Origin of the sequence: Streptomyces koelreuteriae (assembly GCF_018604545.1) — a bacterium.
Taxonomy (GTDB): Bacteria; Actinomycetota; Actinomycetes; order Streptomycetales; family Streptomycetaceae; genus Streptomyces; species Streptomyces koelreuteriae.
This window is the reverse complement of record NZ_CP075896.1, coordinates 2,234,528-2,260,038: the sequence shown is the minus strand read 5'-3', so window position 1 is coordinate 2,260,038 and position 25,511 is coordinate 2,234,528. Positions and strand designations below refer to the sequence as shown.

General features: G+C 71.2%; 25 protein-coding genes and 5 tRNA genes. 22 read left to right on the top strand and 8 right to left on the bottom strand.

All coding sequences use genetic code 11. The features are described from left to right. Positions 1-27 precede the first annotated feature (27 nt). The 6 genes from KJK29_RS09855 to KJK29_RS09830 all read left to right on the top strand — a co-directional run bounded on the left by KJK29_RS09855 (position 28) and on the right by KJK29_RS09830 (position 1,339). Positions 28-759, top strand: a complete 732-nt coding sequence (locus KJK29_RS09855; protein WP_215118329.1) for an HAD family hydrolase — start codon at positions 28-30, stop codon at positions 757-759. A 91-nt stretch (positions 760-850) separates the two neighbouring features. After that, a tRNA-Gln gene (locus KJK29_RS09850) sits at positions 851-922 on the top strand. A gap of 21 nt (positions 923-943) precedes the next feature. Next, positions 944-1,016: transfer RNA gene (locus KJK29_RS09845), tRNA-Glu, on the top strand. Between the two features lie 41 nt (positions 1,017-1,057). Further along, positions 1,058-1,130, top strand: a tRNA-Glu gene (locus KJK29_RS09840). Between the two features lie 20 nt (positions 1,131-1,150). After that, positions 1,151-1,222: transfer RNA gene (locus KJK29_RS09835), tRNA-Gln, on the top strand. 44 nt (positions 1,223-1,266) lie between these two features. Beyond that, positions 1,267-1,339, top strand: a tRNA-Glu gene (locus KJK29_RS09830). A 192-nt stretch (positions 1,340-1,531) separates the two neighbouring features. Here KJK29_RS09830 and ndgR read toward each other — a convergent pair. Beyond that, the gene (gene ndgR / locus KJK29_RS09825) at positions 1,532-2,248 is read right to left on the bottom strand and encodes an IclR family transcriptional regulator NdgR (protein ID WP_184598579.1); all 717 of its coding nucleotides are present in this window, start codon (positions 2,246-2,248) and stop codon (positions 1,532-1,534) included. A gap of 196 nt (positions 2,249-2,444) precedes the next feature. Here ndgR and leuC point away from each other — a divergent pair, with 196 nt between their 5' ends. From leuC to KJK29_RS09805, 4 genes are all read left to right on the top strand, one after another. Further along, entirely contained in the window at positions 2,445-3,872 is a 1,428-nt protein-coding gene (gene leuC / locus KJK29_RS09820; protein ID WP_215118328.1) for a 3-isopropylmalate dehydratase large subunit, read from the top strand. Between the two features lie 5 nt (positions 3,873-3,877). Further along, positions 3,878-4,471, top strand: coding sequence for a 3-isopropylmalate dehydratase small subunit (leuD, locus tag KJK29_RS09815; protein WP_215118327.1), 594 nt, complete (start codon positions 3,878-3,880; stop codon positions 4,469-4,471). Between the two features lie 277 nt (positions 4,472-4,748). Beyond that, the gene (locus tag KJK29_RS09810) at positions 4,749-4,979 is read left to right on the top strand and encodes an SCO5555 family protein (protein WP_215118326.1); all 231 of its coding nucleotides are present in this window, start codon (positions 4,749-4,751) and stop codon (positions 4,977-4,979) included. 136 nt (positions 4,980-5,115) lie between these two features. Beyond that, on the top strand, positions 5,116-5,757 hold the full coding sequence (locus tag KJK29_RS09805) for an HU family DNA-binding protein (protein ID WP_215118325.1): 642 nt from the start codon (positions 5,116-5,118) through the stop codon (positions 5,755-5,757). Positions 5,758-5,856: 99 nt separating this feature from the next. On the opposite strand, the gene KJK29_RS09800 is transcribed toward KJK29_RS09805, so the two are convergent. Then, positions 5,857-6,060, bottom strand: coding sequence for a hypothetical protein (locus KJK29_RS09800; RefSeq protein WP_184598572.1), 204 nt, complete (start codon positions 6,058-6,060; stop codon positions 5,857-5,859). 9 nt (positions 6,061-6,069) lie between these two features. Beyond that, positions 6,070-6,708, bottom strand: a complete 639-nt coding sequence (cofC, locus tag KJK29_RS09795) for a 2-phospho-L-lactate guanylyltransferase (protein WP_215118324.1) — start codon at positions 6,706-6,708, stop codon at positions 6,070-6,072. 159 nt (positions 6,709-6,867) lie between these two features. Here cofC and KJK29_RS09790 point away from each other — a divergent pair, with 159 nt between their 5' ends. From KJK29_RS09790 to KJK29_RS09780, 3 genes are read left to right on the top strand one after another with little or no spacing between them, the layout of a single operon-like run. After that, complete coding sequence (locus tag KJK29_RS09790) at positions 6,868-7,671, top strand: lysophospholipid acyltransferase family protein (protein ID WP_215118323.1); 804 nt, start codon at positions 6,868-6,870, stop codon at positions 7,669-7,671. After that, entirely contained in the window at positions 7,668-8,678 is a 1,011-nt protein-coding gene (locus tag KJK29_RS09785; protein ID WP_215118322.1) for an NAD(P)H-dependent glycerol-3-phosphate dehydrogenase, read from the top strand. The genes KJK29_RS09790 and KJK29_RS09785 overlap by 4 nt, the downstream gene beginning before the upstream one ends. 59 nt (positions 8,679-8,737) lie before the next feature. Next, on the top strand, positions 8,738-9,895 hold the full coding sequence (locus tag KJK29_RS09780) for a D-alanine--D-alanine ligase family protein (RefSeq protein ID WP_215118321.1): 1,158 nt from the start codon (positions 8,738-8,740) through the stop codon (positions 9,893-9,895). 34 nt (positions 9,896-9,929) lie between these two features. On the opposite strand, the gene KJK29_RS09775 is transcribed toward KJK29_RS09780, so the two are convergent. Next, complete coding sequence (locus KJK29_RS09775) at positions 9,930-10,448, bottom strand: DUF3515 domain-containing protein (protein ID WP_370869125.1); 519 nt, start codon at positions 10,446-10,448, stop codon at positions 9,930-9,932. 20 nt (positions 10,449-10,468) lie between these two features. Continuing rightward, positions 10,469-10,702: an Lrp/AsnC family transcriptional regulator gene (locus KJK29_RS09770; protein ID WP_215118320.1), complete on the bottom strand. Its 234-nt coding sequence runs from the start codon at positions 10,700-10,702 to the stop codon at positions 10,469-10,471. A gap of 206 nt (positions 10,703-10,908) precedes the next feature. Between KJK29_RS09770 and KJK29_RS09765 the strand changes: the two genes are divergently transcribed. Next, positions 10,909-11,874 carry a thiamine-phosphate kinase gene (locus KJK29_RS09765; RefSeq protein ID WP_215118319.1) on the top strand — a complete coding sequence of 322 codons (966 nt, stop codon included), beginning with the start codon at positions 10,909-10,911 and terminating at the stop codon, positions 11,872-11,874. Further along, positions 11,871-12,662 (top strand): bifunctional hydroxymethylpyrimidine kinase/phosphomethylpyrimidine kinase, encoded by a 792-nt coding sequence (gene thiD, locus KJK29_RS09760; RefSeq protein WP_215118318.1) that lies wholly within the window; start codon positions 11,871-11,873, stop codon positions 12,660-12,662. The genes KJK29_RS09765 and thiD overlap by 4 nt, the downstream gene beginning before the upstream one ends. 86 nt (positions 12,663-12,748) lie before the next feature. Here the strand turns inward: thiD and rpmB are convergent, their stop codons facing one another. After that, the gene (rpmB, locus tag KJK29_RS09755; protein WP_004924906.1) at positions 12,749-12,934 is read right to left on the bottom strand and encodes a 50S ribosomal protein L28; all 186 of its coding nucleotides are present in this window, start codon (positions 12,932-12,934) and stop codon (positions 12,749-12,751) included. A 248-nt stretch (positions 12,935-13,182) separates the two neighbouring features. Here rpmB and KJK29_RS09750 point away from each other — a divergent pair, with 248 nt between their 5' ends. Continuing rightward, the gene (locus KJK29_RS09750; RefSeq protein ID WP_215118317.1) at positions 13,183-14,973 is read left to right on the top strand and encodes a DAK2 domain-containing protein; all 1,791 of its coding nucleotides are present in this window, start codon (positions 13,183-13,185) and stop codon (positions 14,971-14,973) included. Positions 14,974-15,003: 30 nt separating this feature from the next. Here the strand turns inward: KJK29_RS09750 and KJK29_RS09745 are convergent, their stop codons facing one another. Continuing rightward, positions 15,004-17,946, bottom strand: coding sequence for a tetratricopeptide repeat protein (locus KJK29_RS09745; RefSeq protein ID WP_215118316.1), 2,943 nt, complete (start codon positions 17,944-17,946; stop codon positions 15,004-15,006). Beyond that, positions 17,943-19,781, bottom strand: coding sequence for an HSP90 family protein (locus tag KJK29_RS09740; RefSeq protein WP_215118315.1), 1,839 nt, complete (start codon positions 19,779-19,781; stop codon positions 17,943-17,945). The genes KJK29_RS09745 and KJK29_RS09740 overlap by 4 nt, the downstream gene beginning before the upstream one ends. Before the next feature lie 188 nt (positions 19,782-19,969). On the opposite strand from KJK29_RS09740, the gene recG reads away from it, so the two are divergent. The 6 genes from recG (at position 19,970) to rpmF (ending at position 25,497) form a co-directional block, all read left to right on the top strand. Further along, positions 19,970-22,207: an ATP-dependent DNA helicase RecG gene (gene recG, locus KJK29_RS09735; protein ID WP_215118314.1), complete on the top strand. Its 2,238-nt coding sequence runs from the start codon at positions 19,970-19,972 to the stop codon at positions 22,205-22,207. Between the two features lie 86 nt (positions 22,208-22,293). Next, positions 22,294-22,881: a 16S rRNA (guanine(966)-N(2))-methyltransferase RsmD gene (gene rsmD, locus KJK29_RS09730; protein WP_215118313.1), complete on the top strand. Its 588-nt coding sequence runs from the start codon at positions 22,294-22,296 to the stop codon at positions 22,879-22,881. Between the two features lie 26 nt (positions 22,882-22,907). Continuing rightward, a complete protein-coding gene (gene coaD, locus KJK29_RS09725) occupies positions 22,908-23,387 on the top strand; it encodes a pantetheine-phosphate adenylyltransferase (protein ID WP_184598550.1) in 480 nt (159 codons plus the stop codon). Positions 23,388-23,445: 58 nt separating this feature from the next. Further along, positions 23,446-24,549, top strand: a complete 1,104-nt coding sequence (locus tag KJK29_RS09720; protein WP_215118312.1) for a DivIVA domain-containing protein — start codon at positions 23,446-23,448, stop codon at positions 24,547-24,549. Between the two features lie 127 nt (positions 24,550-24,676). Continuing rightward, positions 24,677-25,321, top strand: coding sequence for a YceD family protein (locus KJK29_RS09715; RefSeq protein ID WP_189727960.1), 645 nt, complete (start codon positions 24,677-24,679; stop codon positions 25,319-25,321). Positions 25,322-25,323: 2 nt separating this feature from the next. After that, positions 25,324-25,497, top strand: coding sequence for a 50S ribosomal protein L32 (gene rpmF / locus KJK29_RS09710; protein ID WP_003951102.1), 174 nt, complete (start codon positions 25,324-25,326; stop codon positions 25,495-25,497). The last annotated feature ends 14 nt before the right edge of the window (positions 25,498-25,511 follow it).

Sequence of the window (25,511 nt, the reverse complement as noted above, 5' to 3'; positions counted from 1 at the left end):
GCGGGACGCGGTGGGTACGGTCGGAGCATGAGCATCCAAGCCGTGGTCTGGGACGTCGACGACACCCTCTTCGACTACACCACCGCCGACCGCCTCGGCATGCGCGCCCACCTCACGACCGAGGGCCTCCTCGACGACTACGGCACCGTCGAGCAGGCCCTCGCCCGCTGGCGGGAGATCACCGACCTGCAATGGGCGCGCTTCGCGGCCGGGGAGGCCACCTTCGAGGCCCAGCGGCGCGACCGCGTACGGGTGTTCCTGGGCCGGGAGCTGACCGACGACGAGGCCGACGCGTGGTTCCGGCGCTACCGCGACCGCTACGAGGAGGTCTGGACCCTCTTCCCGGACGTCCTGCCCGTCCTCGACGCCCTCGCCGCCAGCCACCGGCACGCCGTGCTCTCCAACTCCAGCATCCACGTCCAGGACCACAAGCTGCGCGTCCTCGGCGTCCACGACCGCTTCGAGAGCATCCTGTGCGCCGCCGAACTCGGCGTCTCCAAGCCCGACGCCGGCGCCTTCCTCGCCGCCTGCACGGCCCTCGATCTGCCGCCGCACCAGGTCGCCTACGTCGGTGACCACCCGGAGATCGACGGGCGCGGCGCCGCCGAAGCCGGGCTGCTGTCGGTGTGGATCGACCGCGGCGGCCTGTACGCCACGATCGAGCCGCCCGTCGGTCCGCACCGCATCGCCTCCCTCGCCGAACTGCCCTCACTGCTCGGCCCGGATAGTCGTTTTGGAGCCCCGTCCACCTTCAGGTAATGTTCTTCCTGCGCCGCGGGGAGCGGGCCGAAAGGCAGGAACCCCAGGCGCACTACTAGAACAAGAACCCCCTCAGGGGCTTGCGTTCCAGTGGCCTATGGTGTAATTGGCAGCACGACTGATTCTGGTTCAGTTAGTCTTGGTTCGAGTCCAGGTAGGCCAGCTCGCAGAGCTCATCTGCAAGGCCCCCGTTGTGTAGCGGCCTAGCACGCCGCCCTCTCAAGGCGGTAGCGCCGGTTCGAATCCGGTCGGGGGTACAGGGTTCCGGAAGATCGACGATCATCTCGGAACTGCTAGGGCCCCCGTTGTGTAGCGGCCTAGCACGCCGCCCTCTCAAGGCGGTAGCGCCGGTTCGAATCCGGTCGGGGGTACTGACTGGTCTAAACCACATTGGTCTATGGTGTAATTGGCAGCACGACTGATTCTGGTTCAGTTAGTCTTGGTTCGAGTCCAGGTAGACCAGCTCGGACCTGCGGCGGTGTAGTACTAAACGCCTGCAGGCTCCACGCCCCCGTTGTGTAGCGGCCTAGCACGCCGCCCTCTCAAGGCGGTAGCGCCGGTTCGAATCCGGTCGGGGGTACAACAGAGAACGGCCCTCCACTTCGGTGGGGGGCCTTTTCGTATGCCCTGTCGTTTGGGGGCGCGGGGAACTGCGCGAGCAACCACTTCCGGGCCCGCACCCGACGACGAAACCGTCCCTGTCATGGCGCTTGGTCGGGGAAAAGCCTGCCGCGGCGTTGAGGCCGACCTTCCCCGAGAACACCCCGTCGGTTCAGCCAGTGCGTCGCAGCGCCTCGGAGAGGCGCCCGGCGGCGTCGATCACGGCCTGGGCGTGCATCCGCCCCGGGTGACGGGTCAGACGCTCGATCGGCCCGGAGACGGAGACGGCCGCCACCACCCGGTTCGACGGCCCCCGCACCGGCGCGGAGACGGACGCGACGCCCGGCTCGCGCTCGCCGATCGACTGGGCCCAGCCCCGGCGCCGTACGCCCGACAGGGCCGTCGCCGTGAAGCGGGCGCCCTGCAGACCCCGGTGCAGCCGCTCCGGCTCCTCCCAGGCCAGCAGGATCTGTGCCGAGGAGCCGGCCTTCATCGTGAGCGTCGAACCGACCGGGACGGTGTCCCGCAGTCCGGACAGACGCTCCGCCGCGGCCACGCAGATCCGCATGTCGCCTTGGCGGCGGTAGAGCTGCGCGCTCTCGCCCGTGATGTCACGGACATGCGTGAGCACCGGGCCGGCCGTGGCGAGGAGACGGTCCTCACCCGCCGCCGCTGCGAGTTCTGCCAGGCGAGGGCCGAGAATGAAACGGCCCTGCATGTCGCGCGCCACCATGCGGTGGTGTTCCAGGGCCACGGCCAGGCGGTGGGCCGTGGGTCGTGCCAGTCCGGTAGCGCCGACCAGGCCCGCGAGGGTGGCCGGACCGGACTCCAGAGCGCTCAGGACGAGGGCCGCCTTGTCCAGAACGCCGACGCCGCTACTGTTGTCCATGAAACGATACTCGCGTCTCACTCTGTGAAACGCAAGTTCAATTTTCCGTGGAACCCGCCACTCTTGAAGACACGAAGTCACAACGGCCCGTGACGTACGGGCCTGGCGGCGGATGCCCGGAATCCAGGGGCGCGGGCCCGCCTCCTCAAGATCTCTAGTTGGGCCGGCGGATCGTCGTCGGCCGGAGGGAACAGCGATGGGTAGGACACTCGCGGAGAAAGTCTGGGACGACCATGTCGTCCGGCGCGCCGAGGGCGAGCCCGACCTTCTCTTCATCGATCTGCACCTGCTGCACGAGGTGACCAGCCCGCAGGCCTTCGACGGTCTGCGCAAGAGCGGCCGCAAGGTCCGGCGCCTCGACCTCACCATCGCCACCGAGGACCACAACACCCCCACCCTCGACATCGACAAGCCCATCGCCGACCCGGTCTCCCGGGTTCAGCTGGAGACGCTGCGCAAGAACGCCGCCGACTTCGGCGTGCGTCTGCACCCGCTGGGCGACGTCGAGCAGGGCGTCGTGCACGTCGTCGGCCCCCAGCTGGGCCTGACCCAGCCCGGCACCACCGTCGTCTGCGGCGACTCGCACACCTCCACGCACGGCGCCTTCGGCGCGCTGGCGTTCGGCATCGGCACCTCCCAGGTGGAGCACGTGCTGGCCACCCAGACGCTGCCGATGTCCCGCCCCAAGACCATGGCGATCACGGTCAACGGCGAGCTGCCCGACGGCGTCACCGCCAAGGACCTGATCCTGGCGATCATCGCGCGGATCGGCACCGGCGGCGGCCAGGGCTACGTCCTGGAGTACCGCGGCGAGGCCATCGAGAAGCTGTCGATGGAAGCCCGCATGACCATCTGCAACATGTCGATCGAGGCCGGTGCCCGCGCGGGCATGATCGCCCCCGACGAGACCACGTTCGCGTACCTCCAGGGCCGCCCGCACGCCCCCGAGGGTGCCGACTGGGACGCGGCCGTCGAGTACTGGAAGACGCTCAGGACCGACGAGGACGCCGAGTTCGACGCCGAGGTCGTCATCGACGCCACCGAGCTGGCGCCGTTCGTCACCTGGGGCACCAACCCCGGCCAGGGCGCACCCCTTTCGGCGTCCGTCCCCGACCCTGCTTCGTACGAAGACGCATCGGAGCGCTTCGCCGCCGAAAAGGCCCTGGAGTACATGGGGTTGGAGGCCGGGCAGCCGCTGCGCTCCATCAAGGTGGACACCGTCTTCGTAGGCTCCTGCACCAACGGCCGCATCGAGGACCTGCGCGCGGCCGCCGAGCTCGTCAAGGGCCGCAAAGTCGCCGACGGCGTACGGATGCTGGTCGTCCCGGGCTCCGCGCGGGTCGGTCTGCAGGCCGTTTCCGAGGGTCTGGACGTCGTCTTCAAGGACGCCGGCGCCGAATGGCGGCACGCGGGCTGCTCGATGTGTCTGGGCATGAACCCCGACCAGCTGGCCCCGGGTGAGCGCTCCGCGTCCACCTCCAACCGCAACTTCGAGGGCCGGCAGGGCAAGGGCGGCCGGACGCACCTGGTGTCGCCGCAGGTCGCGGCCGCGACCGCCGTCCTCGGCCACCTGGCCTCCCCGGCCGACCTGTCCGCCGACGACCGTACGCCCGCTGGAGTCTGAGAACCATGGAAGCCTTCACCACCCACACCGGCCGGGCCGTCCCGCTGCGCCGCAGCAACGTCGACACCGACCAGATCATCCCCGCCCACTGGCTCAAGAAGGTCACGCGCGACGGGTTCGAGGACGGGCTGTTCGAGGCCTGGCGCAAGGACGAGTCGTTCGTGCTCAACCAGCCCGAGCGGCAGGGCGCGACCGTCCTGGTCGCCGGCCCCGACTTCGGCACCGGCTCCTCCCGTGAGCACGCCGTCTGGGCGCTGCAGAACTACGGCTTCAAGACCGTGATCTCCTCCCGCTTCGCCGATATCTTCCGCGGCAACTCGCTCAAGAACGGCCTGCTCACGGTGGTTCTGGAGCAGAAGATCGTGGACGCGCTGATGGAGCTCGCCGAGAAGGACCCGCAGGCCGAGATCACCGTCGACCTGGTCGCCCGCGAGGTGCGCGCCGAGGGCGTCACCGCCTCCTTCGAGCTGGACGAGAACTCTCGCTGGCGGCTGCTGAACGGCCTCGACGACATCTCGATCACCCTCCAGAACGAGGAAGACATCGCCGCGTACGAGGCGAAGCGTCCCGTGTTCAAGCCGCAGACGATCCAGCTCTGATCCCGAGCACGGTGCGGCGCCTCTGAACAAGGCGACTTTCGGCCACCGCAACACCCCCTCTGTACCCCCGATCAGCCCGATCGGGGGTACAGCCGTGTCTGCACCCGAACGGCCCTGTCCGCCCGGAGGGTGACGCTCAACTTCCCACGTTATGCGGGTGGTTGCCGGGGTACGCGAGGTGTACAGCCGTGACTTCCGCGCGTGCCAGGAAGGCCGTTTGCGGCGGTAGTTGTCCCCTGCGCAGGCGACAACTCGCCCCAGATGGCACAATCTGTGCATGGAACACGACGGCCAACTCGAGCTCTATGCGGCAGTCGCGGACCAACTCAAGGAAGCGCACGCAAGGGTGCGCGCACTGCAAGTCCCGGAGGGCGTACGGATGGCGCTGACCCGGAAGCTGCTGGTCATTACGGCCGCGGCCAAGCACGATCTCGCCGACGCGGCAAGGCGGCTGGAACGGTTCACCGCGGACCTCGACGAGGGACGTCTCCCCGACGAGGAACGCTGAACCGGACGACACCGTCGAGTTCGTTGCGGCACAAGGGTGAGAAGCCCGTTTCGTGTTTGATTTGCGGTATATATCTGCCTAACGTGCGAAAAAGCTTGAACACATTCGTTCTGGCGATGTCTCCGAAGGGGAAGACGTGAACAAGGCGCAGCTCGTAGAAGCGATTGCCGACAAGATGGGCGGCCGCCAGCAGGCCGCCGATGCTGTCGACCACGTACTGGACGCCATCGTCCGCGCGGTCGTCTCGGGTGAGCGGGTTTCCGTCACCGGCTTCGGTTCGTTCGAGAAGGTCGACCGTCCGGCCCGGTACGCCCGTAACCCCCAGACGGGCGAGCGGGTTCGGGTCAAGAAGACCTCCGTTCCGCGCTTCCGTGCGGGTCAGGGCTTCAAGGACCTGGTCAGCGGCTCGAAGAAGCTGCCGCGCGGTGGCGAGGTCTCGGTCAAGAAGGCGCCGAAGGGCAGCCTGACCGGCGGTGCCGGCGCGACGGTCAAGAAGGCCGCCGCGAAGAAGGCGACCGCGAAGAAGGCCGCCGCCAAGAAGACCACCGCCAAGAAGACGACGGCGAAGAAGGCGACCACGAAGACGGCGGCCGCGAAGAAGACGACGGCGAAGAAGGCGCCCGCCAAGAAGACCACGGCGACCGCCAAGAGCACCGCCGCGAAGAAGACCACCGCCAAGAAGGCCCCGGCGAAGAAGGCCACGGCCAAGAAGGCGCCCGCCAAGAAGTCGACGGCGCGCAAGACCACCGCCAAGAAGACCACCGCCCGCAAGAAGTAAGGGCACCGGGTCACTCACGCGACGGGCCGGACTCCCACATGGAGTCCGGCCCGCGGCGTGTTCGCGCAGAGGTCGTTCAAAAGCCCGCTCAAGCAGAGGTCAGAGGGTCTGCAGCGTCACCAGAGTGATCCTGAGGTCGTCCTTCGCGCCTTCCACCTCGATACGCACGCGCTGCCCGGGGCGCAGCAGCCTGAGACCCCCCGCGTCGAACGCCGGCGCGTCGAAGGGCACCGGGGTGCCGTCGTCCAGAAGAACCTGTCCGCTGCGGCTTTCGGGGTCGTACGTGTACGCGGTCGCCTGCATGGCCGCAGCCTACTGCCCGGGGATCAGCAACCGCGCGGCGGCCGCGGCCGTATGAGGACCGACCCCCAGGGCCAGCGCGTTGCGCAGGTCGTCGCCGGTGTCCACGTCCTGGCGTACGGAATCCACGTCGGCGAGGCCCAGTTCCACGGCCCCTGACGCCCGGTGCCGGGCCCGGGAATCGGTGCCGAAGGCCGGGAGCAATTCACGGCCCGGGGCAGCGGCCAGCAGGGTCGTTCCGATAGCGGCCGCGTCCGGGAGAAATGCGCGCGGGAATTCAGCGGCCGCGTCGAGTACCCGGGTCAATTCCGGCGGGCGCAGTGCCGGCAGATCGGCGTTGAGCGCGGCCACCGGACTTTCCCGGCGAGTGGACCGTATGATCCGCGCCCCGTGTGCGAGAGCGGCGTTGAGGCCGCTTCCCGGCTCGTCGGGGATGATCGCGGCGCCGAGTACGGCCAGCTCACGGCCCGCCCGGGCGTCGTCCGTGACGACTGCCACATCCCGTACCGCGGGACAGGCCAGCGCGGCCGCCACGGTGTCCTGGGCGAAGGCGAGCGCCAGGCCCGGCCGCAGCCTGTCGTCCGCGGTGTCCGCAAGCCTGCTCTTGGCCTGGGCCAGGGGTTTCAGGGGTACGACCAACGTCCACTGCACAGGTGTTCCGTCCCTCTCTTGTCGCGGTCATTGTCACCCGGGGCCTCGGGCGGCGGGCAGGTCGGGGCGTACGGTGTTCTCGACAGACCGGCGGCCTGGGGCGACACTTGTGCGGCCCCCCGGTGGCCCCCGCTCCAGGCCCTAGAGGAAGGTGTCCGCGTGCCCCGCCGCAGAATCGGCTTCTGGTACCGCTTCGCCGCGGTGATCTGCAAACCGCCGCTGGTGGTTCTGCTCAGGCGGGACTGGCGCGGAATCGAGCACATTCCGGCTGATGGTGGATTTATCACCGCGGTGAACCACAATTCGCACGTCGATCCCTTCGCTTACGCGCACTTTCAGTACAACACCGGGCGCGTTCCGCGATTCCTCGCGAAGAGCGGGCTTTTCAAGAGCGGATTCGTCGGGGCCGCCATGCGAGGTACCGGGCAGATCCCCGTCTACCGCGAGAGCACGGACGCGCTCAGCGCATTCCGGGCCGCGATCGACGCCGTGAACCGCGGTGAATGCGTCGCCTTCTATCCCGAGGGCACGCTCACCCGCGACCCGGAGGGCTGGCCCATGACCGGCAAGACCGGGGCGGCGCGCGTCGCCCTGGAGACCAAGTGCCCGGTGATCCCCGTCGCCCAGTGGGGCTGCAACGAATTGCTGCCGCCGTACGCGAAGAAGCCGCACCTCCTGCCGCGCAAGACGCACCGCGTGCTCGCCGGACCGCCCGTGGACCTCTCGCGGTTCTACGACCAGGAGATGACGGCGGACCTGCTGAAGGAAGCCACCGAGGTCATCATGGCCGCCGTCACCTGTCAGCTCGAGGAGATCCGCGGGGAGAAGGCGCCCGCCACGCCCTACGACCCGCGCCGGGAGCGGGTCGAACAGCGGCGCCGCACCCAGGCGCAGGCACAGCGGGGCGGGCAGGAATCGGTGCAGTCGGTGCAGTCGGCGCAGGAAGAGGGGCTGGGCAAGTGAGCAAGCCGGTCAAGGCGGCGGTGCTGAGCGCCGGTTCGTGGGGTACGGCGTTCGGCATGGTGCTCGCCGACGCGGGGTGCGAGGTCACCCTGTGGGGGCGCCGTCCGGAGCTCGTGGAGGCCATCAACTCCACCCGCACCAATCCCGACTACTTCCCGGGCGTCGAGCTGCCGGAGAACGTACGGGCCACCACGGATCCCGCGGAAGCCGCCGCGGACGCCGACTTCACGGTCCTCTCGGTCCCCTCGCAGACCCTGCGCGGCAATCTCGCCGACTGGAGCCCGCTGCTCGCCCCGAACACGGTCCTCGTGTCGCTGATGAAGGGCGTCGAACTCGGCTCCGCGATGCGGATGAGCGAGGTCATCGACGACGTCGCCAAGGTCGGCCCGGAGCGCATCGCCGTGGTCACGGGGCCCAATCTGGCCCGGGAGATCGCCGCGCGGATGCCGGCCGCCGCCGTGGTCGCCTGCACCGACGAGGCCGTCGCCCAGCGGCTCCAGGCCGCCTGCCACACGCCGTACTTCCGCCCGTACACCAACACCGACGTCGTCGGCTGTGAACTCGGCGGCGCGGTGAAGAACGTCATCGGGCTGGCCGTCGGCATCGCGGACGGCATGGGCCTCGGCGACAACGCCAAGGGCTCGCTCATCACCCGCGGTCTCGCCGAGACGACCCGGCTCGGCATGGCCCTGGGCGCCGACCCGCTGACCTTCTCCGGACTCGCGGGCCTGGGCGACCTGGTGGCCACCTGCTCCTCGCCGCTGTCCCGCAACCACACCTTCGGCACCAACCTCGGCAAGGGCATGACCCTGCAGGAGACCATCGCGGTCACCAAGCAGACCGCCGAGGGCGTCAAGTCCTGCGAGTCGGTGCTGGATCTGGCCCGGCGGCACGGAGTCGACATGCCGATCACCGAGACGGTCGTGGACATCGTGCACGAGGGCAAGCCTCCGGTGGTGGCCCTCAAGGAGCTGATGTCGCGCAGCGCGAAGCCCGAACGACGCTGAGCGACGCGACGCCGGGGGCGCTGTATCCCAGTCCTACCAACGGGTACTCTCAACCCGATATGAGCACCGAGAACCTCCCCCAGAGCCCCGAGCAGCCGCCTCGCAAGCCGCGTGTGGCCGTCGTGTTCGGCGGGCGCAGCTCCGAACACGGGATCTCCGTGGTCACCGCCGGCGCCGTCCTCAAGGCCATCGACCGGACCAAGTACGACGTCCTGCCGATCGGCATCACCCAGGACGGCCGCTGGGCGCTCACGGCGGACGAACCGGAGCGGATGGCGATCGTCGACCGGCGCCCGCCGAGCGTCGACGCGCTCGCCGAGTCCGACGAGGGCGGCGTGATCCTCCCGGTCGACCCCGCCAACCGCGAAGTCGTCTACAGCGAGCCGGGATCGGTTCCCAAGGCGCTCGGCGAGGTCGACGTGGTCTTTCCGGTGCTGCACGGCCCGTACGGCGAGGACGGCACCCTCCAGGGCCTTCTGGAGCTCTCCGGTGTCCCGTACGTGGGTTCGGGTGTGCTCGCCTCGGCCGTGGGCCAGGACAAGGAGTACATGAAGCGGGTGTTCACCTCCTTCGGGCTCAAGGTGGGCCCGTACGTGGTGGTCCGCCCGCGTGAGTGGGAGCAGGACGAGACCGCCGCCCGCAAGAAGATCGTCGACTTCGCCGGCGAGCACGGCTGGCCGCTGTTCGTGAAGCCCGCGCGCGCCGGTTCCTCGATCGGCATCACCAAGGTCGACGACCTCTCCGGACTCGACGAGGCGATCGCCGAGGCCCAGCGCCACGACCCGAAGATCCTGGTGGAGGCCGCGCTGCGGGGCCGCGAGATCGAGTGCGGCGTCCTGGAGTTCGAGGACGGCCCCCGGGCCTCCGCCCCGGCCGAGATCCCCACGCCCGAGGCGCACGCGTACTACGACTTCGAGGCCAAGTACATCGACTCGACGCCGGGGATCGTGCCCGCGCCGCTGACGCCCGAGGAGACGGCCGAGGTCCAGCGTCTGGCGGTCGGCGCCTTCGACGCGGCGTCCTGCGAGGGCCTGGTCCGCGCGGACTTCTTCCTCACCGAGGACGGCGAGTTCGTGATCAACGAGATCAACACGATGCCCGGCTTCACACCCATCTCGATGTACCCGCAGATGTGGCAGGCGAGCGGGGTGTCCTACCCGGAGCTGGTGGACCGCCTGGTGCAGGCGGCGCTGCGCCGCTCGACGGGCCTGCGCTGAGGCGACCGCGCGTCGCGGGAGGCGTCCGGAGAGGTCAGGAGGCGATCCCCTCGGGGATCGCCTTCTTCACTGCGGAGGCCAGATCGATCAGCACCCCGGAGGTGTCCGGCCCGTCCGGCACGCGTACTTCCACGTACGCCTCCCGGTTGGCGGTGGTGAAGACATGCCCCCCGTCGCCGCGCTCCTCCATCAGCCAGTCCACCCCGTTCACACCCCCGGCGACCGCGTCCGGATCACGTCCGTCGGCCACCTTCGGATCGACCATCTTCGGCGGCTGCGGAACACCGCAGCGCAGTATGATCGCCGGGCTGCCCCAGCCCGCCGTCAGCGCCGACGCGGGCTCGGGATCCTCGCGGCGCTCACCGTCCACCTTCGCGGGCAGTACCTTGTCCAGGTTCCGGCACAGTTCGGTGGCCTTGGCGCCCGGACTGGGAACCGCCGCCGACGCGCTGTCGTCTGCTGAGGAGCAGCCCGCGACAGTGATCAACAGCGCGAGAGCGGGCAGGCGGAACATGCGGAAGACAAAACGGTGCCGGTGACGGAAAGAGTTCACCGGCACAGGGTAGACGGGGGCTAGATATGGACGATCGGGCAGGTCAGGGTGCGGGTGATGCCGTCCACCTGCTGGACCCTGGCGACCACCAGGCGACCGAGATCGTCGACGGTGTCGGCCTGGGCCCGCACGATGACGTCGTACGGTCCTGTCACGTCCTCGGCCTGGACGACCCCAGGGATCTTGCTGATCGTCTCGGCGACGGTCGACGCCTTGCCGACCTCCGTCTGGATCAGGATGTACGCCTGTACCACGGAACCTCCAGGGCGGCCACGAGGATCATGTGGGGAAAAGGAACGCCACGGTATCGCGTCGCCGCTCACCACGGGGAGACCCGTGGGGACCGGGTCTTGCGCGCCGGGGCCCGGGTCCGGCAGAACATGACGGTCACTTCGACCGTAGCGAGGCCCCAGTTGCCTCGCGACCGGGCATGCACAGGGACAGAAGGGGAGAGAGGGCGATGAAGGGCACTGTTGGTGAGCTCGGTGAGTTCGGGCTCATCAGGGAGCTCACCTCCCGTCTGACCACCACCCCGGCGGTCCGGGTCGGCCCCGGCGACGACGCCGCCGTGGTGGCCGCGCCCGACCGCAGGGTCGTGGCCAGTACGGACATCCTGGTGGAGGGCCGGCACTTCCGCCGGGACTGGTCGACGGCCTACGACGTGGGCCGCAAGGCCGCCGCGCAGAACCTCGCCGACATCGCCGCCATGGGCGCCGTACCGACCGCGCTGCTGCTCGGTCTGGTCGTCCCGGCCGAACTGCCGGTGACCTGGCCGAGCGAGCTGATGGACGGCCTGCGCGACGAATGCCAGGTGGCGGGCGCGGCCGTGGTCGGCGGTGACGTCGTACGCGGCGACTCGATCATGGTGTCGATCACGGCGCTCGGCGATCTGCGCAACCAGGAGCCCGTGACGCGGGCGGGCGCGCAGCCCGGCGACCTCGTCGCGGTGACCGGCTGGCTGGGCTGGTCGGCGGCCGGGTACGCGGTGTTGTCGCGGGGGTTCCGCTCGCCGCGCGCGTTCGTGGAGGCCCATCGGCGTCCCGAGCCGCCCTATCACGCGGGTCCGGCCGCCGCCGGGCTCGGGGCGACCGCGATGTGCGATGTGAGCGACGGGCTGATCGCCGACCTCGGGCACATCGCCGAGGCCAGCAAGGTGCGGATCGACATCCGCTCCGGGGCGATCGACATCCCGACCCAGATGAACGACATCGGGCAGGCCGTCGGCGTCGACCCCATGCAGTGGGTGCTGACCGGGGGAGAGGATCACGCGATCGTGGCGACGTTCCCCTCGGACGTGAAGCTGCCCGCCCGCTGGAAGGTCATCGGCGAGGTCCTCAACCCCTCGGCGCTGCCCCAGGTCACGGTCGACGGAGCGCCGTGGACCAGCAAGGGCGGCTGGGACCACTTCGGAGACATAGAGACATGATCCCCAACGTCCTTACGGTGGCGGGCTCCGACTCCGGCGGAGGCGCGGGCATCCAGGCCGACCTGAAGACGATGCTCGCGCTCGGCGTGCACGGCATGAGCGTCGTCACGGCGGTGACCGCGCAGAACTCCCTCGGCGTGCAGGGCGCTTGGGAGCTGCCCGTGGAGGCCGTGCGGGCCCAGTACCGCAGTGTCGTCGACGACATCGGCGTCCAGGCGGTCAAGACCGGCATGCTGGCCTCCGCGGAACTCGTGGAGGCGGTGGCCGAGTTGCTCGCGGGGACGGACGCCCCGGCGGTCGTCGACCCGGTGGGTGTCTCCAAGCACGGCGACTCCCTGCTCGCCGCCTCGGCGCTGGACTCCGTCCGTACGAGGCTGCTGCCGGTGGCGACGGTCGCCACCCCGAACCTCGACGAGGTGGCCCAGCTCACGGGGGTGCGGGTCGAGTCGGAGGAGGAGCTGCGGCGGGCCGCGGCGGCCGTGCTCGCCTATGGGCCGCGCTGGGTGCTGATCAAGGGCGGGCATCTGCCCGGGGACGCGGTCGATCTGCTCACCGACGGCTCCGAGGAGCACTGGCTGCGGGCCCCGCGCCATGACAACCGGCACACGCACGGTACGGGCTGCACGCTGGCCTCCGCGATCGCCTCAGGGCTGGCGAAGGGGCGGTCGGTGCCGGAGGCGGTGACGGCGGCCAAGCAGTACGTCACGGGGGCCGTCGCGGCCGGCTTCGCGCTCGGCGGGGGCATCGGGCCGGTGGATCACGGCTGGCGGTTCCGGGCCGGGGCCTGAGCGAAGGGGCACGGCAAAGAGCCGGTCCACCCTCAGGTGGACCGGCTCTGTAAGCGAACCAGCAGTGGCCGCGCGCTAGCTGAGCGTCAGCGCGAGACCTTGCCGGCCTTGATGCACGAGGTGCAAGCGTTCACGCGCTTCGGCGTCCCGCCCACCACGGTACGCACACGCTGGATGTTCGGGTTCCAGCGACGGGGCGTACGGCGGTGCGAGTGCGAGATGTTGTTGCCGAAGCCCGGCCCCTTGCCGCAGACGTCGCAGTTGGCAGCCACGGGTCACTCCAAAGACTTCAGATGCACTTACGGTTGATCCCGGCATGCCGGGATCAGAATCTAGGAGTCTGAGTGGCGTTGCCAGGGGAATGGCCCGATTGGGATCGGGCAACCGGAGCAGCATACAACGACTGCTCCAGGACAACGAAATTACCATGGCCGGGCCGTGTTCCCACCTGGCCCGCTTCCGGTGAGGACCGCCCCGGAGACTACGCTGCGTGCCACGTCCAGCAGCTGAGGGAGGCGCGGTGGCGCAGGTGCCGCAGACATTCTTCGATGCTCTCGCGGTGCGCACCTGGTGCGGTCTCGCTCTCGAGACCCTGGGGCGGGCGCGTGAGGAGATCGACGCGATCAATGTCTACCCCGTGGCGGACGGGGACACCGGCACGAACCTGTATCTGACCGTGGAGTCCGCGGTCGCGGCGGTCGAGGCGGTGTTCGCGGGCCATGCGGCGGGGTCGGATCCCGAGGGGCCGACCTTCGCCGATGCCGCCCGGGCGATGGCGCACGGGGCGCTCATCGGCGCCCGTGGCAACTCCGGGACGATCCTCGCCCAGCTACTGCGCGGCATGGCCCAGGTGCTGGCCGACGACGAGGCCGCCCACGCGGACGGCCCGGGCCTGCGGCTCGCCCTGCGGCACGCGGCCGACTCCGCCCGTCAGGCCGTGGCCCACCCCGTCGAGGGCACCGTCCTCACGGTCGCCTCGGCCGCCGCCGACGCCGCCGACGGTGCCGAGGGCGACTGCGGGAAGGTGGCCCGGGCGGCCTATGAGGGAGCGCGCACGGCCCTCGCCGCGACCCCGGCCCAGCTGCCCGTCCTGGAACGCGCCGGGGTGGTCGACGCCGGTGGGCGAGGGCTGGTGGCGGTGCTCGGGGCGCTGGTGGAGACGTTCACGGGGGAGACGCCCCGGGTGGTCGCGGCCGGTGTGGTGAGCCTGCCGGGGGCCAGGGCGTCCGGGGGAGTGGCGGCTGCCGGGGCAGTGGTGGCCGAGGAGCCGGTGGGCTTGCGCCCCGGCCCGGATGAGGACCCCCGTGATCTCCACGCGCGCGTGGAGCCCGCCGACGGTCCCGCGCAGGGCGAGTGCGCGGACAGCACCGCCACGGCGCACCAGGACGGCCCCGCCTTCGAGGTGATCTACCTCTTGGAGGCCGAGGACGCGGCCGTGGCGCGGTTGCGGGGGCGGCTCGACGCTCTCGGGGACTCCCTCGTCGTGGTCGGCGGCGACGGGCTGTGGAACGTCCATGTCCATGTCGACGACGCGGGCGCCGCCGTAGAGGCCGGCATCGAGGCCGGGCGGCCCTACCGGATCCGCATCACGCACTTCGGCGCCGGCGATGTGCACACCACCGGCGCCGAGCGGCCGCCCCGGGAACGCGCCCAGCGCGCCGTCGTGGCCGTCGTGCCCGGCGAGGGCCTGGCCGGGCTGTACACCGAGTCCGGCGCGACCACCGTGCTCGCACGCCCCGGGGAGCCGCCCGCGAGCGGAGAGCTCGTACAGGCCGTACGGCGGGCCCACGCGCGCGAGGTCGTGCTGCTGCCCAACGACGCCGAGCTGCGTCACACCGCCGCGGCGGCGGCCGAGCAGGCCCGTACGGAGGGCATCCGCGTGGCCCTCATCCCGACCCGCTCCGCGGTCCAGGGCATCGCCGCGCTGGCCGTGCACGAGCCGGAGCGCCGCTTCGACGAGGACGTGGTGTCGATGACCTCGGCGGCCGGAGCGACCCGCTACGCCGAGGTCACCGTCGCCGAACGCCAGTCCTGGACCATGGCCGGCATCTGCCAGGCCGGCGACGTCCTCGGCCTGATCGACGGCGACGTGGCCGTGATCGGCACGGACGTCGCGGCCACCGCCGGGACCGTCCTGGACCGGATGCTCGCGGCCGGGGGCGAGATGGTCACCCTGGTGCTCGGCGACGAGGCCCCCGAGGCGATCGCCGAGCACCTGGAGGGCCGGGTCCGCGAGGGGTACCTCGCCGTCGACACGGTCGTCTACCGGGGCGGACGGCAGGGGTCCCTGCTCCTCATCGGCGTGGAGTAGGCCCGGATCGGCGCGGGGCAGGCCGGCGACTCACCCCTGCCGCTCCGCCACCGACCGGAGCAGGTGCCCGGCCTCGGCCCGCCGGGCCCGTACCTCCTGGTCCTCGGCGGCCTCCGCGTCGTCGAGGCCGTCGTGTCCCTCGTACGCCGCCAGCACCGTACGCGCGCGTGCGGTGGCCTCGGCGGGGCGGCCCAGGTCGGCCTCCAGCCAGCCCGCGGCCAGTTCGGCGCCGGTGCGGCTGTGCAGGGCGCCGTCGCCGAGAGAGGCGAACACCTCCACCGACCGGACCACTTGGGACAGGGCCGCCTCGATCACGTCCCGGGTCGAGGCGTCTTCGACGTCCTCGGAGACGGAGCGGGCCAGCAGGTCGCCGAACTGTCGGTGGGTGTGGCCGAGTTCGGCTGTGAGCCGGAACCGGGACTCCTCGTCGGCGGCCGTGTCCCGCGCCGCCTCGCACTCCCGGACCGCGCTCGCCATCAGGCCGCGTGCCTCCTCCCGTCCGTCCGGCTCGTGCAACGCCAGCCAGGCGCGGGCGCGCAGGGAGCGGACCAGCCCATGGGTGTTGCCGAGTGCGCGCCACAGGTCGCCCGCACGCGCGTAGGCCCGGTCCGCCTCGGCGGCCAGCCCGGCCTGTCCGAGGGACTCACCGGCCAGGTGGGCGAGGGTGGCGTGGTCGTGCTGCTCGGGCCAGTGCCGGGCGATCTCGGCCGCCTGGAGGCGCTGTTCGGCCGCCGCGCGGTGCTCGCCGAGTTCGCCCAGGCAGTCGCCGAGCCACCACCGCGTCTGCACGACCGCCCCGTCGCCGTGTGTCTCGGCGGTCAGGTCGGGCAGCGCCGACTCCAGCACCTCGGCGGCCTCGGCCCACCGCTCCTGCCGCAGCAGGAACCCGCCGAGCTGCTGCCGTGCCCAGGCACCCAGCGTGGCGCTCTCGCCCGCCTCGTCGGCCCAGTGCGCGGCCTGCAGGGCGTGCTCGGCGGCCTCCACGGCCTCGCCCCGGCCGCCGGTCACCTCGGCGAGCTGGAGATGCAGCTGGGCCTTCCCCGGCGCCTCAAGATGGGCCCCGCCGTGCTCCAGGGCCGCCCGCAGCGCCCGTTCCGCCTCCGCCATGTCGTCGAGGTGGTGGGCCAGGGAGGCCAGCCGGGCCTCGTACTCCACCGCGTACCAGGGCAGCCCGGCCGCGACGAACGCCGCCGCGCCCCGCGCGAACAGCTCCGCGGCCGACTTCAGGTCCCCGGCCAGTCCCGCCAGCTCGGCGAGCATCGCCTGCGCCTCGGCGGCCCGCGCGGCCAGTCGTACGTCCTCGCCGGTCCGTCCGTCGACGAGTGCCAGGAGTGCGCGGACGGCGGCCTCGGCCTCGGCGAGCGCCGCCTCCGTCCCGGGCCCCTCGGCCTCGTGCGCCCGGCGCATCAGGATCCGGGCCCGGCCCATCACGACGGACGCCGTCTGGCGCAGGCCCGTGCGGTCGGCTGCGTACAGCGCCAGGATCTCGTCGTACGGGCCGGCCACGGCCGCGACCGCCTCGGTCACCTCGCCCCCGAGTGCGCGTACGTACGCCGCACGCGCGCGTGCCGCCAGGGCCTCGCCCGGGTCGCCGGCCTCCGCGTACAGCTCGGCGGCCCGCTCGAAGAGCGCGGCACCCTCCGGGCCGAGGCCCATCGCCTCGTGGTCCGCGATCTCGGCCCGGTCGCGCGGGTCCAGCTCGACGCCCTCCGCCGCCCCGGCGACCGCCGCCCACGCCTCCACGGCGTTCGGCCGCAGGGTGTCCGACAGCCGCCGCGCCTCGGCCAGCAGGGCCGGCAGGTCCGGCCGCGCGGTGACAGCGGTCGTCACGGCAGGGGGAGCGGGCGCGGGGACCGTCCGCACCGACCGCACCCCAAGCGGCAGCCGCTCCACCAGGGGTTGCCGCTCCATACGCGCGCGTGCCCGCTCGCTGACGTGGGCCGTGCCGTTGCGCTCGTCGAAGCGCGCCGCCAGCGCCAGGGCCTCCGCACGCGCGTGCGCGGCCAGTTCCCGGGCGGTCCACTCCCGGCCGGGCGGGCCCGGCACCTGCCGGTCGCCGAGACCGAGTCCGGTCAGACGGTCCATGAGCAGGGCCACCACGCTCATGAAGTCCAGCCTGCTCTGCGGCTGCCCGTCGTCCGTGAAGTAGGCGGGCCGCTCCGCGAGCAGTTCGAGTCCGCGCGCCTCGTTCCCGGTCAGCGCGCAGAACTCCACGTGCTCCGCGTAGGCGCCGCGCATGCTCTCCATGGCCCGGACGAGCCGGACGCCCCGCAGATGGTGCGCGCGGGCCTCGTCGAGGCGGCCCAGCCGCAGCAGCGGCACCAGGGAGGAGGCGAGGGCCGTGTGCGGCTCGTGGGCGCAGGCGTACTCGCCCTCCAGCACCGGCCGCCACAGCTCCACGGCCTCCGCGTCCCGGCCCAGCTCCGCCTGCCACCAGCCCTGCCCGTGCAGCTCGCACGCGTGGCAGTCGGCCATGGCGTCCCGGTCGGCGGCCAGCCACGCGGCGTACGCACGCTCGGCTCGCGCGACGTCCCCGACATGGGCGGCCACGCTGTGCTCGGCGCCGCGCACGGCCCGCTCGGAGTGCCCGGCGAGCCGGTAGCGGTGCTCCATCTCGCCGAGCCACTTCTCGATCGACGCGAGCGGGATGTGCGGCTGGTCGAGCATGCCGGACGACACCCACTTGAAGACCCAGTGCAGCGAGTGCGTCTCGTACTCGTCGAAGTCCTCGGGGTGTTCGTCCCACAGGCGCAGCAGCCGCGCGAAGGGGACGAACATCTTCCCCTTCTCGGAGCTGTAGTTGTAGACCTTGAGCTGGTGCCCGAGCGCCTCGATCACGGCGAGCGGCACGTTCAGCTTCTCGGCCGCCGTCAGCAGCTCCTCCGCCCGCGCGTTGCGGGCGGGCCCCTCCGGTTCGTCGGAGTTCTCCGCCATCGCCCGGCGCAGGGCGTCGAAGTCGGTGATCTCACTCATGCCTGACCGTCCTCGCTGTGCGTGGCCCACTCCAGGAGACCGATGAACGCGCGGTTGAGCAGCGCCGAGTCGGCGGGCCTCAGCGGCCGCTGCGCCATCAGCAGGGCCTGCCCGTACAGCGACTCCGTCGCCGTGCCGATCAGCTCCGGGTCGTGCAGCGCGCTGATCCGCCGGACCAGCGGATTGAGGTGGTTGAGCACCAGACGCGCGCGGGGAGCACTGCCGCGCAGGGAGCCGAGGATGCCCGCCCACAGGTCGTCGGCCTGCGCCTCGGCGTCGGCCCGGGCCTGTTCGTGCCGGGCGTCCCGGTCGTCGAGGTGCAGCGCGGGCACCGAGAGCGGGTTGAAGGCCCGCAGCACCACATCGCAGCCCAGCTGGTCGAGCCGGGCCCGTGCCGCCGCGAGGAAGCCCGACAGGGCCAGCTCCTCGGCCGGGTCGACCGCGTCCAGATGGGCGGTCACCGTGTCCGCGTCCAGCTCGGCGACCACGGTCCCCGGCCGCACCGAGGGCAACGCCTCCACCAGCTCGCTGTCGTACGTGTAGCCGCCGTTGATCACGCCGATGCCCTGCGCGGACGCGATCGGCGCGACCTGCCGGTACTCCTCGACGGTCCGCGTGAAGTGCACCACCGGGTGCCGCTGCGCGAACTCCTCCAGGGACAGCCGCCCGTCGGTCGTCTCGAAGGGCAGCCACGGCAGCATCGTGCGCAGCATCTCGCGGTCGTGCCGGGCCAGCGACTTCACACCCAGGTGGTGCACCGACAGGAACGCGGCCAGCCGCTCCGGATCACCGGCCGCCAGGCCCGTCAGCCACCCGCGGATCCGCTCGCCCAGCGCCTCCCGTACGGCGGCCAGGGTCTCGTCCTCGTACAGCGACTCGCGCGAGGCCGTCGGCCGCAGACTGTCCGTGTCGAGCACACAGCGCACGAAGAACGCCCAGTCGGGCAGCAGCTGCTCGGCCCGCTCGGTCAGCAGCATGCCCTTGAGGTGCACGCGATGACCCGCGCGCTGGGCCGGGCTGACCGCCGACGGCAGCACATACGCCACCCCGCGGATGCCGGCCAGCGGCACGGCCAGGTCGATCGTGTCCAACGGCGTGAAGCCGAACAGGTCGTGGCAGTGCCGGGCGAGGGCGACGCGGCGACCCGCCGGGCTCGGATACGAACGGTCCCAGGGCGCGGGCAGGTCGGTGACCGCCTCGCCGCCCACCCGGACGTCGTACGGCAGCAGCGACCCGAAGTCTCGTGCCAGGGCCGCGACCCGCTCGGGCGTGAGCCACTCCGCCGCCCCCGCCCGGGCCACCAGATGCACGGTGGTGCCCGGTTCGGGGCGCTCGGCGTCCGGCAGCGTCCGCACGGTGTACGAACCGTCGTCCCGGGCCGTCCACTCCACGGGCGGCTCCCCGGGCGCACGGGCGCTGCGGCTGACGACCCGGATCCGCTCGGCCACGACGAAACAGGCCAGCAGCCCGATGCCGAACTGCCCGAGGAAGTCGGAGCGGGCCTCCTGAAGGCCCTCGGCACGCTTGGAACTGCGTCCGATCGTGGCGAGCAGACTGTGCACGTCCGCCTCGGTGAGCCCGACGCCGGTGTCCTCGACCCGCAGGGCGCCGCCCTCCGCGTACAACCGCACCCGGGCGGGGGCGTCGGGCTCCGCCGCGCGTCTGGCGGTGATGGCGTCCACCGCGTTCTGCAGCAGCTCGCGCAGATACACCTTGGGACTGGAGTAGAGATGGTGGGAGAGCAGGTCCACCAGACCACGCAGGTCGACCTGGAAGGTGTGAGGTGACTGGGGCGAACGGGGTGCCTGGGAAGCCTGTGAGGTCTCGGAATCCATCTTCACGGCGCCGGTGGGGGACTCGCGACGGCGCGGGGTCGGGCGGTCCCGATGAGGCGGTGACCGCGAGGAAGGGCCGGGAGCGCGTCATCCTAAGGCCGGAACCACCCGTCTGACCAGCGATTTCCGGGACGTGTACGGCAACGTGCGCCGCCGCCTCTACGGCATTGTCAGTGGCGTGGTGTGCAATGGATCTCGTGCCCGCACTGGAAGAACCGCTGCAACAACCGCTGAAGTCGGTGCTCGGCCCCGCCACCGCGAAGGTGATGGCCGAGCATCTCGGCCTGCTCACCGTCGGCGACCTGCTCCACCACTACCCGCGCAGATACGAGGAGCGCGGCCAGCTCACCCACCTCGCCGAACTCCCCATGGACGAGCACGTCACCGTGGTCGCCCAGGTGGCCGACGCCCGCCTGCACAGCTTCGCCTCCGCCAAGGCCCCGCGCGGCAAGGGCCAGCGCCTGGAGGTCACCATCACGGACGGCAGCGGCCGCCTCCAACTGGTCTTCTTCGGCGCCGGTGTTCACAAGCCCCACAAGGAGCTCCTGCCGGGCACGCGCGCGATGTTCGCGGGCAAGGTCTCCGTCTTCAACCGCCGCCTCCAACTCGCCCACCCGGCCTACGAGTTGCTGCGCGGCGACCCCGATGACCCCGACGAGTCCGTCGAGACCTGGGCCGGCGCCCTGATCCCGATCTACCCCGCCACCGCCAAGCTGGAGTCCTGGAAGATCGGCAAGGCCCTCCAGACGGTCCTGCCCACGGCCCAGGAGGCCCTCGACCCGCTGCCGGACTCCCTGCGCCAGGGCCGCGGCCTGGTCCCCCTCCCCGAGGCCCTGCTCAAGATCCACCGCCCGCACACCAAGGCGGACATCGAGGACGCCCGGGCCCGCCTCAAGTGGGACGAGGCCTTCGTCCTCCAGGTCGCCCTCGCCCGTCGCCGCCACGCGGACGCCCAACTCCCGGCGGTGCCCCGCAAGCTCACGCCCGACGGCCTCCTCGCCTCTTTCGACGACCGCCTCCCCTTCACCCTCACCGACGGCCAGCAGCGGGTCTCCCGGGAGATCTTCGACGACCTGGCCACCGACCATCCGATGCACCGGCTGCTCCAGGGCGAGGTCGGATCGGGCAAGACCATGGTCGCCCTGCGCGCCATGCTCGCCGTGGTCGACGCCGGCGGGCAGGCCGCCATGCTCGCGCCCACCGAAGTGCTCGCCCAGCAGCACCACAGATCGATCGTCGAGATGATGGGCGAGCTGGCCGAGGGCGGCATGCTGGGCGGCGCCGAGAAGGCCACCAAGGTGGTGCTGCTCACCGGCTCCATGGGCGCGGCGGCCCGCCGTCACGCCCTGCTCGACCTCACCACCGGCGAGGCCGGCGTCGTCATCGGCACCCACGCGCTGATCGAGGACAAGGTGCGGTTCCACGACCTGGGCCTGGTCGTGGTCGACGAACAGCACCGCTTCGGCGTCGAGCAGCGCGACGCCCTGCGCGGCAAGGGCAAACAGCCCCCGCACCTCCTGGTCATGACCGCCACGCCCATCCCGCGCACGGTGGCCATGACGGTCTTCGGCGACCTGGAGACCTCCGTCCTCGACCAGCTCCCGGCCGGCCGCTCGCCCATCGCCAGCCATGTCGTTCCGGCCGCCGACAAGCCCCACTTCCTGGCCCGCGCCTGGGAGCGGGTCCGCGAGGAAGTGGGCAACGGCCATCAGGCCTATGTCGTCTGCCCGCGCATCGGTGACGAGGAGGACGACCCCAAGAAGCCCGGCAAGAAGAAGCCGCCCGAGTCCCCGGAGGACGCCGCCGAGAAGCGCCCGCCCCTCGCGGTCCTCGACGTGGCGGACCAGCTCTCCAAGGGCCCCCTCCAAGGCGTCCGGGTCGAGGTCCTGCACGGCCGTATGCAGCCCGACGACAAGGACGCGGTCATGCGCCGCTTCGCCGCAGGCGAGACCGACGTCCTGGTCGCCACCACGGTCATCGAGGTCGGCGTCAACGTCCCCAACGCCACCGTCATGGTGATCATGGACGCCGACCGCTTCGGCGTCTCCCAGCTCCACCAGCTGCGCGGCCGCGTCGGCCGTGGCTCGGCGCCCGGCCTGTGCCTCCTCGTCAGCGAGATGCCCGAGGCGAGCGCGGCCCGCCAGCGCCTGAACGCCGTCGCCGCCACCCTCGACGGCTTCGAGCTCTCCCGCATCGACCTGGAACAACGCCGCGAGGGCGACGTCCTGGGCCAGGCCCAGTCGGGCGCCCGGACGTCTCTGCGGATGCTCGCGGTCATCGAGGACGAGGAGATCATCGCCGAGGCGCGGGAGGAGGCGACAGCGGTGGTGGCATCCGACCCGGACCTGACCCACCTGCCCGCGCTCAGGACGGCTCTGGACGCCCTCCTGGACGAGGAGAGGGAGCAGTACCTGGAAAAGGGCTGAGGGCGAATGCCCCTCTCTTAGGGGCGCGGGGAACTGCGCGACCAGCCACACTGATACCTGAACCCGCCCACGACCAAGGACCACAGATGACGCGCGTGATCGCCGGCCAGGCCGGCGGACGCCGCCTGGCCGTCCCGCCAGGCACCGGAACCCGCCCCACATCGGACCGCGCCCGAGAGGGCCTGTTCTCCACCTGGCAATCCCTCCTCGGCGGCCCCCTGGAAGGCGAACGCGTCCTCGACCTCTACGCCGGCTCGGGAGCCGTAGGCCTGGAGGCCCTCTCCCGAGGCGCGGGCCACACCCTCCTCGTCGAAGCCGACGCCCGAGCGACCCGCACGGTCCGCGAGAACGTGAAGTCCCTGGGTCTCCCCGGCGCCGAGGTCAGATCAGGCAAAGCGGAACAGATCATCCGTACGCCGAACCCCGGCGACCCCTACGACCTCGTCTTCCTCGACCCCCCGTACGCCGTCACGGACGACGATCTTCGCGAGATCCTGCTCACACTCCGCACGGAAGGCTGGCTCGCGGAAGAAGCCCTCGTCACCGTGGAGCGCAGCACCAGAGGCGGTGAATTCCGGTGGCCCGAGGGTTTCGAACCCCTCCGGGCCCGCCGCTACGGCGAGGGAACGTTTTGGTACGGTCGCGCCGCCTCTACGTGCGAAGACGCACGATGACCGGACCGGAGAGCGAGGGAACACAAGTGCGCCGCGCCGTCTGTCCCGGGTCGTTCGACCCGATCACCAACGGACACCTCGACATCATCTCCCGCGCCTCCAGGCTGTACGACGAGGTCTATGTCGCGGTGATGATCAACCAGGCCAAGAAGGGCCTGTTCGAGATCGAGGAGCGGATCGACCTGATCCGCCGGGTCACCGCCGAGTACGGCAACGTCCGGGTCGAGGCCTTCCACGGCCTGCTCGTCGACTTCTGCAAGCAGCGCGACATCCCCGCCATCGTCAAGGGCCTGCGCGCGGTCAGCGACTTCGACTACGAGCTGCAGATGGCCCAGATGAACAACGGCCTCTCGGGCGTGGAGACCCTCTTCATCCCCACCAACCCCACCTACAGCTTCCTGTCGTCCTCCCTGGTCAAGGAGGTCGCGACCTGGGGCGGGGACGTCTCCCACCTGGTCCCGGCGGAGGTCCTCCAGGAGCTCAACGAGCGTCTGCGCAAGGACTGATGGGACTACAGTCGTCCCGTCCGTCTCCAACGCATCTGTAGAGAGTGGCGAGCACACGGTGGACGTGCAGAAGAAGCTCGACGAGATCGTCTCCGCGGTCTCCGGCGCCCGGTCCATGCCCATGTCGGCCTCGTGCGTGGTCAACCGCGCCGAACTGCTCTCGCTGCTGGAAGAGGTGCGCGCGGCGCTGCCCGACTCGCTCGCCCAGGCCCAGGAGCTGATCGGCGGCCGCGAGCAGATGGTCGAGCACGCCCGCCAGGAGGCCGAGCGCATCATCGGGCAGGCGCACGCCGAGCGCGGCTCCCTGATCTCCGACACCGAGGTCGCCCGCCGTTCCCAGGCGGAGGCCGACCGGATCCTCACCGAGGCCCGCCAGGAGGCCGAGGAGGTCCGCGCCGAGGCCGACGACTACGTCGACTCCAAGCTCGCCAACTTCGAGGTCGTCCTCACCAAGACCCTCGGCTCCGTCGGCCGCGGCCGCGAGAAGCTCCTCGGTACCGGCCCCGGCATCGACGAGCAGGGCTACGAGGACGAGGACGCCCCCGAGCGCAGCCAGGACCCGGAGACCCTGCGCCGTACGGCCGACGAGTACGTCCACGCCAAGCTGGGCTCCTTCGAGGCGGTCCTCGCCAAGACCCTGGAGGCCGTCGGCCGCGGCCGGCAGAAGCTGCACGGCCGTATCGCCAGCGACGACCTCGGCGCCCTCGCCGGCGACCTCAGCACGGTCCAGCACTCCAGCGACGCCGACTACCTCGCCGACCTGGCCGCCCTCGCGGACCAGAAGCCCCCGGCCGAGCAGCCCGCCCAGCAGCCCGACTACGGGCCGCCGCAGCCGGCCTACGCCCCGGCCGCCGCCTACGATCCGGCGACCGGCGCTCCCGTCCCGCAGCAGCCCGCCCCCTACGGCGGCGGCTACCCGCAGCAGCCCTACGCCGCCCAGCAGGACCCGTACGGCTACCAGCACGCCGATCCCTACGCCTACCAGGGCTACGACCCTCAGCAGGCCGCGTACGACCCGAACCAGGCCCAGCAGGCCCAGCAGGCGCAACAAGCCCAGCAGGGCCAGCAGGGATACGCCCTCGACGAGACCAGCCTCTTCGACACCGGCATGATCACCGCCGAGCAGATCCGCGCCTACGAGCAGGGTCGCGGCAACGGCTGAGCACCGGATTGGGCCGACAGCGAAAGGTCCAGTATCCTGGCTCTTCGGTCGCGCGTACGTCCGCGATCCACGCTGCCCGCAACACCGAAGGGCGGCGACCTCTCAGCTCGCAAGATCGAAAGCAGGAATGGCTCTGAACGCCCGCCTCGACCACCGAAACCCCCTCGTGTTCGACACGCACGAGCTGGGCCGGCGGCCCGGTGCGCTGCAGCGCCTGACCCGCACGGTCGACGCTCCCAAGGACTTCGGTATCAAGGGAGTCATCGGAGTGCCGGAAGGCGCCCCGGTGGAGCTCGAACTCCGCCTGGAGTCGGTCATGGAAGGGGTGCTTGTCACAGGCACCGCCCGTGCCGGGGCCGAGGGGGAGTGCGTAAGGTGTCTGGAGCCGCTTCAGCTCGACGTCGAAGCGGAATTCCAGGAGATGTTCTCGTACCCTGACGCCGACGACCGGGGCCGCGTGATCGCGGAACCGGGCGACGACGCCGAGGACGACGAGGACAGGCTCTTCCTCGAGGACGGCTTGTTCGACCTCGAGACCGTGCTGCGTGATGCGGTGGTGCTCGCACTGCCGATGCAGCCGGTGTGCCAGGAAGACTGCCCTGGTCTGTGTGCCGAATGCGGCGCGCGGCTGGCGGACGACCCGGACCACCACCACGACGCCGTCGACATCCGTTGGGCGGCTTTGCAGGGACTCGCCGGCACCATGAAGGACGGCGAGAAGGACGAGATGAGCGGCGCCGAACCGGGCGTCGACGAGAAGCAGGAGAAGTAGCCGTGGCTGTTCCGAAGCGGAAGATGTCGCGCAGCAACACGCGCCACCGCCGGTCGCAGTGGAAGGCTGCGGTCCCCACCCTGGTTGCGTGCGAGCGCTGCCACGAGCCCAAGCAGCAGCACATCGCGTGCCCGTCTTGCGGCACCTACAACAAGCGCCAGGTCCTCGAGGTCTGAGCGGCTGGTGAGAG